The 15,576-nt window shown below is 37.7% G+C and carries 8 protein-coding genes and 2 pseudogenes; 4 read left to right on the plus strand and 6 right to left on the minus strand.

Features of this window, described 5'->3' with window-relative positions; translation table 11 throughout:
* The 4 genes from DQL14_RS00605 to DQL14_RS00620 form a co-directional block, all read right to left on the minus strand.
* Positions 1-789: an integrase gene (locus DQL14_RS00605; RefSeq protein ID WP_172953003.1), complete on the minus strand. Its 789-nt coding sequence runs from the start codon at positions 787-789 to the stop codon at positions 1-3.
* A complete protein-coding gene (locus tag DQL14_RS00610; RefSeq protein WP_108169483.1) occupies positions 767-1,408 on the minus strand; it encodes a restriction endonuclease subunit S in 642 nt (213 codons plus the stop codon). Before DQL14_RS00610 ends, DQL14_RS00605 begins: the two co-directional genes overlap by 23 nt.
* The gene (locus DQL14_RS00615; protein WP_108169484.1) at positions 1,396-2,172 is read right to left on the minus strand and encodes an Abi family protein; all 777 of its coding nucleotides are present in this window, start codon (positions 2,170-2,172) and stop codon (positions 1,396-1,398) included. The genes DQL14_RS00610 and DQL14_RS00615 overlap by 13 nt, the downstream gene beginning before the upstream one ends.
* 86 nt (positions 2,173-2,258) lie before the next feature.
* Entirely contained in the window at positions 2,259-4,724 is a 2,466-nt protein-coding gene (locus tag DQL14_RS00620) for a type I restriction-modification system subunit M (protein WP_108169485.1), read from the minus strand.
* A gap of 69 nt (positions 4,725-4,793) precedes the next feature.
* Here DQL14_RS00620 and DQL14_RS00625 point away from each other — a divergent pair, with 69 nt between their 5' ends.
* Together DQL14_RS00625 and DQL14_RS00630 are read left to right on the plus strand one after the other, a co-directional pair.
* Positions 4,794-7,769 (plus strand): type I restriction endonuclease subunit R, encoded by a 2,976-nt coding sequence (locus DQL14_RS00625; protein WP_162296902.1) that lies wholly within the window; start codon positions 4,794-4,796, stop codon positions 7,767-7,769.
* On the plus strand, positions 7,769-8,476 hold the full coding sequence (locus DQL14_RS00630) for a YgjP family zinc-dependent metalloprotease (protein ID WP_108169487.1): 708 nt from the start codon (positions 7,769-7,771) through the stop codon (positions 8,474-8,476). The genes DQL14_RS00625 and DQL14_RS00630 overlap by 1 nt, the downstream gene beginning before the upstream one ends.
* 98 nt (positions 8,477-8,574) lie before the next feature.
* Here DQL14_RS00630 and DQL14_RS00635 read toward each other — a convergent pair.
* Positions 8,575-11,101 (minus strand): annotated as a pseudogene (locus tag DQL14_RS00635) (TonB-dependent receptor family protein).
* A 348-nt stretch (positions 11,102-11,449) separates the two neighbouring features.
* Positions 11,450-12,418: an arginase gene (rocF, locus tag DQL14_RS00640; protein WP_108169488.1), complete on the minus strand. Its 969-nt coding sequence runs from the start codon at positions 12,416-12,418 to the stop codon at positions 11,450-11,452.
* Positions 12,419-12,619: 201 nt separating this feature from the next.
* On the opposite strand from rocF, the gene DQL14_RS00645 reads away from it, so the two are divergent.
* Together DQL14_RS00645 and DQL14_RS00650 are read left to right on the plus strand one after the other, a co-directional pair.
* Positions 12,620-13,762, plus strand: a complete 1,143-nt coding sequence (locus tag DQL14_RS00645) for an alanine dehydrogenase (protein WP_108169489.1) — start codon at positions 12,620-12,622, stop codon at positions 13,760-13,762.
* 122 nt (positions 13,763-13,884) lie between these two features.
* Positions 13,885-15,575 (plus strand): annotated as a pseudogene (locus tag DQL14_RS00650) (DUF262 domain-containing protein).
* Position 15,576 lies beyond the last annotated feature (1 nt).

Below are 15,576 nucleotides of genomic sequence, written 5' to 3' on the forward strand. Positions count from 1 at the left end.
TTAAGCACTCTCTTGAAAGTAGTTTGAAACTTTGGGTGAGTTGTTAATAGGTTCGCCTACACATTCTTTGTCTTTTAAAGCCTTTAAGAGATTTTTCTTCACAATGGCTGTTTGATAGAAACAAAGATTAGAAGGAATGTCTTTGTTTGTTAAATCCTTGTAGGATAAAGTGTAAGTGGTATTAAGATTAGAAATAGGCGTGAATTTTAAAACAACATTATTAACTCTTTGCATAAGCTCTTGACTAGGAATATGCATAACACATTCTTTGTTGTTAATTTTTACTTTCTCAATTTCTTTGGCAAACTTTTCTAAGAAACGCATAATCTGTAAGAAAAAAGGCGATGGGATATTGTTCTTTTGATTAGCTCCTACGGAGTTATAGCCCTCTAATTCTCTGTAATCTTTAAGATACACATACAAGTATCTTTGTTTTCCTTTAATGACTTCAATAAAACCTTGCTCTTCTAATATATTGACATTCTTTCTTAGAGTTCTTGCTTGAACTTGCAAAAACATTTTGGCGTAATGTCTATCTAGGGCAATCTTATTAGACTTAGCATTAAATGCGAGCTTGTAGAGTATGTCTAATAATCTTTTAGCTCCTTGTCCGCCTACAAAGCTTATAGAACCTTGCTCATGCATAATGCTAGGATTAAAGAGTTTATAGTCTAAATCTTTTTTAAATTTGAAATAATGCTCATGCGTGTTTTTAGTATAAGCAAGATTTGCCTTATAAAGTGTGTTTAACTCATCTTTATCTAAATTAGGTTTTAATGTCTTTGCCATAGTTTTCAAGTCCCTTTCTATGAGACTTAGAGACAGAAACTAACATTCTAGTAAGAATGAGAGCGTCTAAAGTGTAAAGATAGTGATCCAAACCGCTTAAAATGTTAGCGATAGCGATTTGTTCGTTTAGGGGGGGTAGTGGGATTAGTAAATTTTTAATTACATTTTTTGTTATCGTTTTTGTTGCCGAACCATTAGCAAAAGTTTTTAAAACCCTTTCGTAATTTGCTATTTGCTTAAAAATAAAAAAATTGTTATAGTTTGGTTTTATTCGTAATAAAAATAAATTCATGCCTAAAGAAACAGGTTGATTTAATTTAGGCATAAAATACGCTGTTCCAGCATTGGCAATTTTATTAACTAAAATATCTCCAGCAAAAACTTTTGATTTTGATAAAAACTCATAGGCTTTTTTATTGATATAGATTAAATCATTTTTAAAATCATTATTTTCAAAATTAGTAGTTCGTATCATAATAGCAAAATCTACATGTTTCAATAATGTTACATTATTTTTAAGTAGTTCGTAAGAGCCATTTGCATGATAGTCAGTTAGAAGTTCTAGTATATCCCCAAGTCTCACTCTTTGCCAATTTAAGTGTGTTGTTAATGCGTCCATGCGTTCTTTTGAATGGTCTTAATAAGAATAGTGCGCTCTAATTTTAGGGTGTTATCAAAAGCACTTTTAGGGTTAAAATCCAGCCTTAATAGTAAGATTTCAATGTTTTTAACTAGCGAACTTGTTTTAATTTTAGAAGGGTTGTTGTGGAATAAGTCATTCCTAGCTTTTCGTATCAAGCTGAAAGTCTTTAAAAAATGCTCCCAAGTGCCATAGGTTGGCAAAACATACTCGTTGTATGTTTTGTAATCTGCAAATAAGGGTTTAGAATCGCTCCAATATATTTTAATAATGGTTTCTAAATCGCCAAGAGTGAATAAATTTAAGATTTGAAAGCCATTGTATCCTTTTAAACTCTCTAAATGGTGGGTGTTTTTTAAGCGTTCAATCTTATGGCTAAGCTTTTTAGATAAAAACCAATCGTCAATATCCTTGCTGCTGTGTTTTTGAGCCAAAATAACCGCCATTTTAGAACGCAAAGCCGTTTCAAAAAAATGTATCCATAAAAAAAGCATGTGGTGCGTTTTAGTCCGTTTGTTATAAAAATGCATTAAAAAATCAAAAAGGTTATTGATTTCATTTTCTTTATTAGGGTATTTTTGTAACACGATACCCAATTCCTTACTATCACCTATGAGATAGTCATAGTGTAACACGCTAATAGATTTTTTTAATTGATCTAAACCCTTATTTTTGAAAGCAAGGGGGTTTTTTAGGGCTAGATGCTTTAAAATACGATTAAAAACTTCATTTTCAAGTTCCATTAAATTTCCTGTGCTATAATCTCTTCTAGTTTGGAGGTCTCATAGCGAGGATACGCTAGTCAAAAGGCACTCCAAACTTTTTAATATCAAACGACAATCCCCAAATCCTTCAAATGCTCTAAAACTTTTGATTCGCTCTCTTTGACTTCTTTGTCTAGTTCTAACAAGCTGTTAGAGTAAGTTTGAATGATTCCATTAAGGGCACTAATAAAAGCGTTGATGCGTTTTAAAATTTTGTTTTCTAGGGCATTTTTTAGGCTCTTAAGCCATTTGTCTTTGATGATGAGATCCTTAATTTCGTCTAATTTCAGGTTTTTATACTGGTGGAACGCTTTTAATTCCAGCTTCTCATGGGCTTTATTTTTCATTTTTAGCGCCTTGTTTTTAGCTTCTAGCAATTCTAAAGCGGTTTTTAGGATTTTTTTATCTTCTGAATCGGTGGCGTTTTTTAGCTCTTTTTTCAAAACGCTTTCATTGATTTTCAATTCATAAAAAAGCCCTTCTTCACTAGAATGCTCTTCTATAAATTCTTCAAAATGGGTCTCTTTTTCATTAAGGGCGTTTTCTAATTCTTCTAATTCTTTCGCTTCTTTTTCAAAAAAGCGTTGTTTGATCAGGTTTTTAGGGATCAGATCGCTTTTATAGTGGGTTTTTTGAATGACAAAATCCGGCTCCTCTAAATAATTGGCTTTTTTGTTTTTGTCTTTTAGGGGGGTTAATTCCCTTAATTCTTTAGCGCTCAAAAAATCATTGAATGAAAGAAGAAACCAGTCGTCTTGCAAGACTTCGTTGTAGTAATCTTTAAAGAGCTGATACACGCCGTATTTGTCTAAAATTTCCACTTTTTCAAATTCTTTTAAAACCCTTGAACAAACGCTTTCTATGAGGGTTTTTGGGTTAAAACCTGGCTCTAAATCATTAAAAGTTTCAAATAAATCCAATCGGTCAAAAGCGTCTAAAACAGAAGCGTGGAAGGTTTGGTATTCTAAACTTTGAGTGATTAATTCTTTAATGTTTTCGCATTCTGTTTTTAAAGCGTAATAACCCTCTTTATCGCTCTTTTTAAAAAGCGTGTTTTTAAGCTCTTTAAACACTCTAAAATAAGGGGCGTAGGCTTTTATTTCGTTTTTGGGCAAATAACTGGCCTTGTGGCTGTTGATTAAAGCGAACAAGTCTTTTTCCAATTCTTGCTTGGCGGCAATGTAGCGTGCGATATTCAAGTTATAGTCGTTAGCGCTGATTTCTTCTAGGCTCACCATTTTGGAATAATAAGGGATTTCTTTTAAAGCGTTAAAAGTGTCTATCATTTTTTGGACATCTTGCTCTCTTAAGCGGTTTTTATTGCCGTCTTTTTTAAAATCCTTGCTCGCATCTATCATAAAAACGCCTTTTCTGGCGCGCGCGTTTTCTTTGTCTAAAACAATCACGCATGCAGGAATGGAAGTGCCATAAAAAAGGTTAGGGGCTAGGCCTATCACGCCTTTAATATAGCCTTTTATTAAGAGATTTTTTCTAATTGCACCCTCAGCGTTCCCTCTAAATAGCACCCCATGGGGTAAAATCACTGCCCCTTTGCCTGTGTTTTTTAAGGATTTGATGATATGGAGCAAAAAAGCAAAATCGCCATTTTTTTCAGGGGGCGTGCCGTCTTCAAAACGATTGAAATGATCATTAATGACTTGCTTGCTTTTTGGGTCTATGCTTAGCCCGTCAGTCCAGTTTTTCAAGCTAAAGGGAGGGTTAGCCACAACATAGTCAAAGGTTTTTAGCATGCCATTTTCAGTAGTAAAAAGGGGGTTAGAAAGGGTGCTAGAACCCCCTTTAGCAATATCAGCATCAGCGCTATTGTGTAAGATCATATTCATTTTACAAAGGGCTGTGGTGGAAATGTCTTTTTCTTGACCATAGATAGTTAAGCCTTTTTTGCCGGCCAAGCTAGAAGCTTTTAATAGTAACGAACCGCTCCCGCAAGTGGGATCATAGATGCTTTTATCCTGTCTGGTGTTTTCATCAATGCCAAGCAAAAGGGATAACAAAAGCGAAACTTCGCTAGGGGTGTAAAACTGCCCTTTGGATTTACCGGATTCGCTGGCAAAATGGCGCATTAAATATTCGTATGCATCGCCCAGTAAATCATCGTCTAAAGCCCCATGCGCGCCCAAACTCAAATCCGCAAAGATTTTAACCAGATTAGAAAGGGTGTCCGTCATCGCTTTACCCTCTCCTAGCTTAGTGTTATCGTTAAAATCCACGCTGTCAATCACGCCTTCTAATTCGTTTCGCTCTGCGATCTTGGCGATGATTTTATTGAGCTTGTCGCCTATTTCCTTATCGCCCTCTAAAGCGAGAATGTCTTCATAAAAACACCCTTCTGGCACTTCTATTTCGCTATCAGTATTGTTTTTGGCGTCATTTCTGGCTTTATCGCTGATGTATTTTAAAAAAAGCAAGTTCAAAACATAGTTTTTATACTCGCTCGCATCCATTCCGCCCCTCAAACTATCCGCTCCAGCCCATAAAGAGCTATACAATTCGCTTTTTTTGATCGCCATTTTAACCGCCCTATTTTGTTTTTAGGATTATAATATAAAGCGATAAAAAGCGTTCTTAGGGGGTTTATGATGAAAACAGAAAAAGAAGTTCAAAAGCAAGTCATAGAAACTTTTAAAAGCATGGGCTATGCGTATTTAGGGGATTTAACAAAGAGCGATAATGAAAACATTAATAAAGAAAGCTTGAAAGCATGGTTAATTAAAAATCAAAAAATTGAGCCTGAAAGGTGGCATAAAATTGAGCATAAAATCCATACAGCTTTAAAAAACGATTTATACGAAGCGAATCAAACATTTTACGAGCTTTTGATTTATGGCGTGAAAACTAAAATAAGCCAGAATGAAAACACTCAAACGACTTATTTCATTGATTGGAAAGATGTTTCTAAGAATGAATTTAGCGTGGCTGAAGAAGTGAGCGTTAAAGGGCCAAACACGAAACGGCCGGATGTGGTGCTTTATGTTAATGGGATCGCTTTAGGGGTGCTAGAATTAAAAAATTCCAGCGTGAGCGTAGAAAGCGGTATCCGGCAAAATTTAGACAACCAGAAGAAAGAATTTATTAGAGATTTTTTTAAAACGATCCAATTGGTTATGGCGGGCAATGAAAGTCAAGGGCTAAAATATGGCGTCATAGAAACTGAAGAAAAATACTACCTTTCTTGGAAAGAAGAGGGCGTTTTAAAAAATTTGTTTGAGACGATTGAATGCTTTTTAAAAAAAGAAAGGTTTTTAGAATTTATCCATGATTTTTTGATTTTTGATAAGGGGCAAAAGAAATGCGCCAGGTTCCATCAGTATTTTGCAATTAAAAAAACGCAAGAATTTATCCAAAGAAAAGAAGGGGGGATTATCTGGCACACGCAAGGCAGCGGTAAGAGCTTGACTATGGTGTGGCTTACTAAATGGCTGAGAAGAAATAGAAAACAAGCGAGGATTTTAATCGTTACGGACAGGAGGGAATTAGACGCTCAAATTCAAGGCGTGTTTAGTGGGATAGGCGAGGCTATTTATCGTGCAGACAGCAAGAAGGATTTGTTGAGCGTGCTGTTTGAAAATAAGGAATTTTTGGTTGGATCGCTTGTGCATAAATTTGATGACAACGACTTAGAAGATTTAAAAAAACAACCTGTTTTAAAGGAATGGGTTGTTTTAGTGGATGAATGCCACAGAACCCAAAGCGCTAAATTGCACAAAGCCATGAAAAGCCTGCTCCCTAATGCGATTTTTATAGCCTTTAGCGGCACGCCTTTATTGAAACAAGATAAAAAGACAAGCCAGGAAGTGTTTGGGGATTATATCCATTGCTATAAATTTAATGAAGCCGTTAGCGATAAAGTGGTGTTAGATTTAAATTATGAAGCTAGGAGCGTGGAACAATATGTCAGTAGCCCTGAAAAGCTGGACGAATATTTTGAATTAAAAACCCAAAACTTGAATGAGACGGCTAAAACAGAGCTTAAAAAGAAATGGGTTAATTTGCAAAAAGTTTTTTCCACTAAAGACAGATTGGAACATATTGTGCAAGATATTGTATTGGATATGGCAAAACTCCCACGATTAAGGAATGGAAAGGGGAATGCCATGCTGGTGGCTGAAAGCGTGTATAACGCATGCCGGTATTTTGAACTCTTTTTAGAAACAGAATTAAAGGATAAGGTGGCTGTGATCACAAGCTATGAACCCAATATCGCTGATCTGAAAGATTGTGGGAGCGATGAGAGCGAAGAGAGTTACAAATACCGCACTTATTGCACAATGCTGCAAAACTTTTTTGATGAAAAAGATGAGAAAAAAGCCCTCAATAAAATTAAAGAGTTTGAAGAAAAAGTTAAAGAGCGTTTTATTAATGAGCCTAATAGAATGAAGCTGTTGATCGTGGTGGATAAGCTATTGACCGGTTTTGATGCGCCAAGCCTCACTTATTTATACATGGATAAGAAAATGCAAGATCATGGGCTTTTTCAAGCGGTGTGCAGGGTGAATAGATTGGATAGCGAAGATAAGGATTTTGGCTGTATCATAGACTATAAGGATTTGTTTGATAGCTTGCAAGAAGCGCACAGCGATTACACCAATAAAGCGTTTGAAAACTATGAAAGAGAAGACATTCAAGGGCTTATCTCTGACAAATCCCAAAAGATTAAGAAAAAATTAGAAGAGGTTAGAGATCAGTTAAAATCGCTTTGCGAAGGCGTGAAAGAGCCAAAAGATGAAATGGATTATATCGCTTATTTTTGTGGGAGCGATTTAGAAAAAAACGCTCAAAAAAGGCGGTTGTTTTACCAGCTTGTTGGCGCGTTTTTAAGAATGTTTGTGGAATTGAATAATTTAGAAAAGCCCATTTATTCTAAAGAAGAAATGCAACAAATCAAACAAGAAGCGCAATTTTATAGGCATTTACAAAAAGCGGTTGGCTTGAGTAGTGGGGATAGCGTGGATTTAAAAAGCTATAGCGAAGACATGCGTAGGATCTTAGACGCTTACATTAAAGCCACAGATAGCAAGACGCTAATCAAAATAGAAGATCAAGGGCTGTGCGAAGTTTTAGCCCAAATGAATGTTAATGATTTTAATAAGGCGTTATCTCAAGTATTCAAAAGTGAAAGCTCTATGGCAGAAAGCATCGCTAACAACACTAAAAAACGCATTATAGAAAAAGAAGCGAGCGATCCTAAGTATTACGAAAAATTATCTTCGCTTTTAAACGATTTGATCAACCAGTTTAGAGAAAAGAAATTAACCTATTTAGAATACTTGCAACAAATCCAACATTTAGCCAAACAAGTTATTGATAAAGAAGATAAAAATTACCCTAAAAAGATCAACACTAACGCTTTAAAAACCCTCTATGATAATTTAGATCAAAATGAAGCCTTAGCCCTAGATATAGACGCATGCATAAGGGATAACAAAAAAGATGGTTGGGTGGGGCATAACCAAAAAGAAAAAAACCTTAAAATCGCTTTAAGAAAAATCATAGACGATGAGGGTTTGTTAGAAAATGTCTTTAATTTAGCCAAACACATAGAGGAGTATCACTAATGAACGCTTATTGTTTGACTTTAAATAATACCAACATCGCCATAGAAAAAAAGGATATTAAGCATTTACAAATTAGCGTTTGCCCGCCTGATGGCTCTGTGCATGTGTCTTGCCCCCTAGCTTTAAACGATGAGAGCCTTAGGCTTTCTTTGATTAAAAGACTCCCTTGGATAAAAGAACAGCAACAAAATTTTTTAAACCAAAACAGACAGAGCCAAAGAGGAATGCTAGAGAGAGAAAGCCATTATCTTTTTGGGAAACGCTATTTGTTAAAGATTGAACACACTATAAAAAAACACTTCGTTCTCCAAAGCCCTAAATATTTAATCTTGCATGTCCAGAAAAAAACAAGCTTAGAAAACCGCTTAAAAGTGTTAGAAAACTACTACAGACAAGTTTTAAGAGAAAAAATACAAACCTGCATCAACCAGTATGAAAAGATTTTAAACGAAAGCATACAAAGCTTTAGAATCCAAAAAATGAAACGGATATGGGGGAGTTGCAATATTGCTAAACGCACCCTACTTTTCAATTTGGAATTGGCTAAAGCGCCTAGTGAAGGCATTGAATATGTGGTTGTGCATGAATTATTGCATTTCAAAGTGCACCACCATAACGAATATTTTAGGGATTTGCTGAGTTTGTATTTGCCTGATTGGCAAAGGGCTAAGGCCAGCCTCAAAGAAACTTATTTGGAGCGTTCTTAAATGAATGCTCCACAATATTAGTGAAATTAGTGAAATCGCTAAGCGGCTAATTTTAGCGGCTCATCATCGTGCAACAATCCCCCTCCTTTTTAAAGCCTTTAGAAAGTGTAGTTCAAATACGCTGTAACCGATCTTCCAGGAGCAGGTTGCAAGCCTGCAGGACTAGAGCCAATCCCTGTAAAATAATACTTCATGTTAAAGATATTATTGATTTGCAAACTTCCTGTAACTCTGTGTCTCCCGTTTTCCCAGAAAATTTGGCTCACTTGGATATTCCACACCCAATACCAAGGCAAGAGCCCTTCATGTTGGGTCATACACCAAGCTTCGCATTGATAACCGCTATTGAGAACGCTTTCATAGTTGTTCCCCCCACTATAATATTGCATCCCATAATAGCCTCCTGCTGCGCTGTTGCTAATCCCGCTATAAGCGCGACTATAAAAATAGCTAGAAATACCAATGGTGGTTTTACGCCAATTGTAACGAGCGTCAAAAATGAACTGGAAAGGGCTTACAAAAGGGAAATGCTTGTTATAGCTAGTCCCTTTTAGCACATCCCCGTTCAAGTCGGTTAAAGGGCCATGGCTGGTTACACGAGTGTCAATGTAGTTGAAAGCGGCATGGAATTGAAGCCCTCTAATAGGCCTGTAATACAATTCCAACTCCACGCCTTGAGAATAGCCATTAATGGGGCGCACATTACCTTTCATGGGACCGCTTGTATAGACTGAATACTGCCCGGTGGCAAAATCGCGCGCCCAAATCCTGAAGTAGTCCGCATTAAAGCTGAATTTATCTTTATAGGTGTAGCGCGCTCCTGCTTCCACCGTGTCAAAGTGTTGGGTAAAATACTCCGCTCCTCCATAGCTCAAAACGTCTAATTGAGGCGGGACGAAAGAGCGTTGGTAGTTGAAGTAGGTAAGCACATTGTGATCGCCTTGCACAGGGATAAAGCCAATGTTGGTTGAGGGCATCCAATTGTTCATGTGCTTGATTTTTCTTAAATCCTTCTCAGGGATTTGTGCCCAATTAGCCGCATTTTCGTTGTTGTATTGCACAAAAGCGTAGCGCAAACCAGGCACGATGAAAAAGCGCCCGTCCCAAGCTTCAATGCGATCGCTCAAATAAACTGCTGTGTAATTGTTACGCCAGTTATTCCAGTTTCTATAAACGCCATGCTTGATGTGGGGTTTCCAACCGCTCATCACATTAGCGCCCTCACACAAGAATCCTGCCCCCTCACCGCTCGTTTTGGTGGCGCATTCATTGGTGTTTAAGTATTGGCGTTGTAAAAAAGTGGTGGTCATGAAACGCAAGCCCATGATAAAGGTTTGCTTGACTTTCCCGGTATTGACGATCAGATTCACTTTAGGCTCAAAAGCGTTGTTAATGGAGCGCACAGGGTTTTCTACTTCTGCCCAACCATTGTAGTTAGTGGCATAATAAGGCACAGCCAAGTTATACCCTGCCGGAAGTCCCGCCGCCCTGCATGCCGCTTCGCTAAAACAAGTAACCGTGTTAGCGCTATTGTAGCTAGAGCTCACTTGAAAGTCCCTAGTCATCAACTGCCCATAGTAAGTGAAGCTAAAAGTCCCGCCCACTCTGTCTAAATCCCCAAAGCGGTTTTCATACACAGCCCCAAAGCGTTGTGAGCGCCCGCCTTTTTGGTTTAAGGGGCGCAAATTAGCGAAGCGGTTTATTTTGTAATCTTGCTCGCTGAGTGATCCCGGTTGAGCGATAGCAAAATCGTAGTATTGGTAATAGGCTTTAATCCCATTGTTTTCATTGATGTCATAGATCCCATCTAGCCAATAGTTTGAAATATTAGAGGGGCTATTGTCCCTAAAGCCTTGTCCTCTAACCCAGTTAGCTTGCGCTTGGATACCCACATGCTTATTGATCATCCCTCCGCTCCTCACATAAGTGTTCATAGAGGAGGTTGTTGCCTAAGGACTTGATGAAAGAAGGATCGCCGGTTTTATCAGGGGGAGCGGCAAACCCGGCGTTTCTAGCCTTAGCCCAATAAGTGATCCTTTCAGCCGCTTGGTTTTCCCATTGAGTAGGGATAGGCTTAGTGATGATATTGACAATACCCCCATAAGTGTTAGGCCCATACTGCACGCTACCTCCACCCTTGATCACATCAATGCGATCAATGGCTTGGAAGGTAACGGGGAAAATGTCTAGCTCAATGTGAGCGTAGGGGGCCATATAAACAGGAATACCATTAACTAACATCAGCGTCGCATCGCTATGCCTTGAACCCCCAGCCCCAAAGCCACGGATTTGGATAGTAGGCATAGCCCCTACACCTGTCGCATTCCTAATTTGCAGACCGGGGACATTCTGTAAAGCTTCTTCAATGCTTTGGTTAGCTTGTTGGGTGAGCGCTTTATTAGAGATCACCGTGCGGCTTCCTGTGTATTTTTTCACTTCTTCATCTTGCCAACTCTTAGGCGCGGTAATCCCGCTATAACCCAAATTGACCTGCCCAGAATAATCGGATCTATCCTTTTTACCGGCAGTAGAAACCTTGCCCAAAGTGTAGTCTTTTTCCTTAGCGAACAAAGACTCTTGGCAAATCAAACTGGCAGTTAAAGCCAACAGAACTTTTTTATGCAACACAAACTCCTTATGTTTTGAGAGATTAAAAAATGATTTAAATTTTTCAAGTAAAATCACACTGATAACGAACGCCTATTAAGTAATAAAAACAAAAAAAACTTAATAATACACGGAATTCTATCATAAAAATTCTTAAAATTTTATTAATCCTACGAAAATCTTTTTTTTTTTTTTTGATTTGGCTGATTTTACTCAATCTCTAGTGAAAAATCCCCATTTTTGACACGCAACGAGCTTGCATGCGTTTTCAAAACACACAAGACATTCTTTGACGCTAAAAGCGGTTTAACTTTTCATCTAAACACCGCCCCTTTTTTAACTTTTTATCGTTTTGTTTGAAAGCGATCAGTAACTCCTTGCAAAAGATTGCTTCCTATCTTTAATTTTACAGCTATTGATGATGAGATCCAAGATCTCTAAAACCTGCTTTTCTTCTTCGTTGGTGTGTTTTACGCTCACCGTGGGGTTGTATTCGGTTACCTCAACAGCTTTTAATCTGTCTTTAAAACTTTCTAAAAGCAAGCCCAGTAATTGCTTGAGCTCATCAAAACTCAGCCCGTTATTTTCACGCACGCCGGTAGAAGTGAAAAGCTTGCCATCCATAATGTCTAAATCCAAGCTAAGGTAAATAATACCCACCGCTTTTAATAACTCTTTGGTTTTTTGAACCACTTCTTGCATGTTTTCTCTTATCGCGTCCACGCTAAATAAAGGGATTTCTAATTCCTTAATCACATCTCTTTCGCTTTTTTCTGTGCTTCTTACCCCAAAATACACCAAACATTTAGGATCAATTTCTAACCCTCCCTTTTCTAACCCCAAAGAGCAAAGCTTTTGCCATGCCTTTTCTTCGCTCTCGCTCATGCGATTAACCCCGCTATGGACACGATTTAAAACCATACCCAAAGGCATGCCGTGGATATGCTTTGTATCGCTGTCATAAGCCGTGTGAATATCCGCATGCGCGTCTAAATACAAAATCCCTATTTTTTTGTCCTTATGAACGCTCCTAAAGGCTTGGAAAATCCCAAACATGTTCGCATGCTCTGAGCTTAAAATTAAAGGGAATTCTTTTTTTTCAAACACTTCTTTCATGCAAGGGATCAAATTTTCTTTACAAAAAAGGTAGTAATCTTCAAAATTCTTAGCGTATCTAAACTCCTTATAAAGCACGCACCGCTCTTGAGTGATCGTTTGCATGCCTTTAATCACATCGCCATGCGTTTTACTCAAAGCTTCTCTCAAACGCCTAACCCCCTTATCGGTGCCTCTTTTTGACGCTCCTAATTCCGCTTCTAATCCTACTAAAATCATTTTATAACTCCTTTAAATCCCCACTCATATTTTTATTCTAAACCAAAATTAACAACCAATTACTAATAAGCAAATGGATAATAAATAGAGTAATTTCATTGTGTAAAAGAGTAAAACCATTCAAGTTTTTGACAGAAAAACGCTCAAATATCTTATTGAGCGAATATAATCATAACTGACACTACTATTTAAAGGATTAACATGACTATTGGGCTAGTTAAAGAAAGCATGGATTTGGAATCACGAGTGGCTTTGGTGCCTGATGATGTGGCGCTAATCGTTCAAAAGGGCGTGGAGGTTTTGGTGGAAAATCATGCCGGTGCTAATAGCGGTTATAGCAACGAAGTGTATGAAAGCGTGGGGGCTAAAATCGTGGATTCTAAAACGGCGTGGGGGCAGGATTTGGTGGTCAAATGCAAAGAGCCTTTAGAGCATGAATACCCTTTATTGAAAGAAAAAGCCACGCTGTTTAGTTATTTGGATCTAGCGTATCAAAAAAGCTTGTGTGAAATGTTTATAGATAAAAAAATCACTTCTATTTGCACTGAAACCATTGCTGGGCCTAAAAACGACTACCCTATTTTAGCGCCTATGAGCGTGGTGGCTGGGAGATTGGCTGCGCATTTAGTCCAGCATTATTTACTGGCTTTAGAGCATGTTAAAGGGTTTATGGGTAAGGGGGTCATGCTAGGGGGGTTATCGGGCGCGCAAAGGGCTAAAATCGTTGTGGTTGGGGGCGGTGTGGTTGGCATGGAGAGCGCGAAAGTCTTAAGCCAAATGGGGGCTAAAGTAACGATTTTAGAATTAGACTACGCTAAATTGCAAAACCACCCCTATTATCATTTGTATGATTTAGAAGTTTTAAGCGTGAATGAAGCCAATATCATTCACGCCTTAAACGGAGCAGTAGGGCTAGTGGGAGCGGTGCTGGTTACAGCGAGCCAAACCCCTAAAGTGATCTTAAGAAGGCATTTAAAGTGTATGCAAAAACAAGGGGTAGTGATAGATGTGGCTTGCGATTTAGGGGGGTGCATAGAAACCATACACCAAACAAGCCATTCTAACCCGGTGTATGTGGAAGAGGATTTGTTGCATTATGGCGTGCCGAACATGCCAGGGATTGTCGCTAAAACGAGTTCTACGGCTTACAGCCATGCGAGCGCACCGTATTTGTTGTATTATTTAGAGCATGGCTTGAAAGGTTTTTTAACAGCCAACACTAAAATCGTGGCAAACACCCTTGGAGGCTTGAGCGCTTATAACGGCTATATCACCCAAGAAGGCATCGCTAAAGCTTTCAATCTAGCGTTCAAATCGCCTTCAGAGATTTTAAAGGAGCTTTAAAAATAAGCTGTAAAAAATGGCATGGCGATAAACCATGCATCTTCATGCGTAGAAATATTTCAAAAAAAAAAAAAAACACTTTTTAATGTTATAATCTACCCTAAATCATACAAGGGGTTTTTATGGCAAAAATTGATAGCTATGAGTGGTATCTAAAAAATACTTTAAAAGAAGAATTCTATTACCAAATCCCTATCTACCAACGCCCTTATCAATGGACAGAAGAAAACTGCGAAAAGCTTTTAGACGATTTGTTTGAAGACTATGAAGAGGATAGAGAAAGCGATTATTTTTGCGGCTCATTAGTCTTAATTCTAATCAACGAAGATCCTAAAAAAGCCAAAACCTATGACATTGTAGATGGCCAGCAACGCTTAAGCACTTTCATTCTGCTGGCAAAAGTTTTATCCGCTCTCTATTCTGAGCGTTTAGACCCTGAAAACCAAGAATTTTTACAAGCGAGTTGGAAAGATAGGCATACAGAAAGAAAACGACTGAGTTTTAACACTATAGGGTCTAACGCTGAATATGATTTTCAAGATGCATTAGAACATTTCAACGACTCTCAAGCAAGCAAGAATAAAAATAATAAGAACAATTACCTAAAAAATGCGATCTGTTTAAAAGACTATCTCATGAAAAAAGAGATTAAAAACATTAACGATTTCATTGAGTGGCTGTATTCTAATGTTAAATTTATCACCATTATTTGCCCAAGTATAGACAAGGCGTTAGGGATTTTTAATGTTTTAAACGCTAGGGGTTTGCCTTTGAATGCGACGGATATTTTTAAGGGAGAGCTGTTAAAAGAACTCGCTAAAGAAGAGGATCAAAAAAGCTTGTGTCTCGTTGGAATGCCTTAAGCCAAAAATGTTCAGACAATGATTTAACAATGGAGACATTATTCAGTTGGTATTTAGAGTATCTCGAATCGAAAACTTCTAGAGAAAAAATGAAAAAAAGACTCGTTACTTGGTTTAACGAGCTTAACAAAACCCCATTAGAATACCTTAAGGGCGTAGAAGATTTTTATAATACTTATTGCGAAATATTAGAAATGCAAGATCGACATGCCCATTTGCTCTCGTATAAAGACGATGATTATTTGTATGTTATTTTGTGCACCAGCATATTACACCATTATAGCGATCAAGACATAGAGGCTTTAAAGGAATTGTTAGTCAAGTTTTACTACCAAAATTGGGTTGCAACGCGAGAAGAACCTAAAAAACAAACTAATTGCAACATTATTAAAGCCTTAAAAGAAAAGAAAAGCGTGGAGAGCATCGCTTCTATTGTAAAAGAATATTTAGATTATCATAAGATAACACAAGACTTTAAGAAAAACCTACAAGACAGCAAATTGTATGAACAACACAAAAAGAGTTCAAAAAATTCATGGCTAAGACCCATTCTCATTTTAGTGGAATATTCCATGAGCGATGATCCTAAACCTAAACGCATTGAAAAGAACGATTTTCATGTTGAACACATCTTGCCCCAAAACCCTGATCCTTCAAGCCAATGGGTTAAAGACTTTAGCGAAGAAGAAAGAGGATTATACACGCATTCTTTAGCCAATCTCACGCTTTTAGGAGGCACGAAAAACACTCAAGCTTCAAATTTGGATTTCAAAGATAAAAAGAAAATCTACATGGGGGAAATCAAGTTAAACAAAAAGAAAATTCCTAGGGTGATGACTTGCTATAAGATGACCATAGATGTTGCACAATACACAGAATGGACGCCCAAAAGCTTAGAAAAAAGAAAAGAAGATCTGATTAAAATCATTGAGAGCGTGCTTGAGCTCTAGG

This window comes from Helicobacter pylori NCTC 11637 = CCUG 17874 = ATCC 43504 = JCM 12093, from assembly GCF_900478295.1.
In the GTDB taxonomy this organism is placed as follows: Bacteria; Campylobacterota; Campylobacteria; order Campylobacterales; family Helicobacteraceae; genus Helicobacter; species Helicobacter pylori.

Bases quoted from the DNA above. Each gene is read 5' to 3' on its own strand.
- DQL14_RS00625 (WP_162296902.1), top strand. From the start codon at position 4,794: ATGAAAACAGAAAAAGAAGTTCAAAAGCAAGTCATAGAAACTTTTAAA.
- DQL14_RS00620 (WP_108169485.1), bottom strand. From the start codon at position 4,724: ATGGCGATCAAAAAAAGCGAATTGTATAGCTCTTTATGGGCTGGAGCG.
- DQL14_RS00645 (WP_108169489.1), top strand. From the start codon at position 12,620: ATGACTATTGGGCTAGTTAAAGAAAGCATGGATTTGGAATCACGAGTG.
- rocF (WP_108169488.1), bottom strand. From the start codon at position 12,418: ATGATTTTAGTAGGATTAGAAGCGGAATTAGGAGCGTCAAAAAGAGGC.
- DQL14_RS00630 (WP_108169487.1), top strand. From the start codon at position 7,769: ATGAACGCTTATTGTTTGACTTTAAATAATACCAACATCGCCATAGAA.
- DQL14_RS00605 (WP_172953003.1), bottom strand. From the start codon at position 789: ATGGCAAAGACATTAAAACCTAATTTAGATAAAGATGAGTTAAACACA.
- DQL14_RS00615 (WP_108169484.1), bottom strand. From the start codon at position 2,172: ATGGAACTTGAAAATGAAGTTTTTAATCGTATTTTAAAGCATCTAGCC.
- DQL14_RS00610 (WP_108169483.1), bottom strand. From the start codon at position 1,408: ATGGACGCATTAACAACACACTTAAATTGGCAAAGAGTGAGACTTGGG.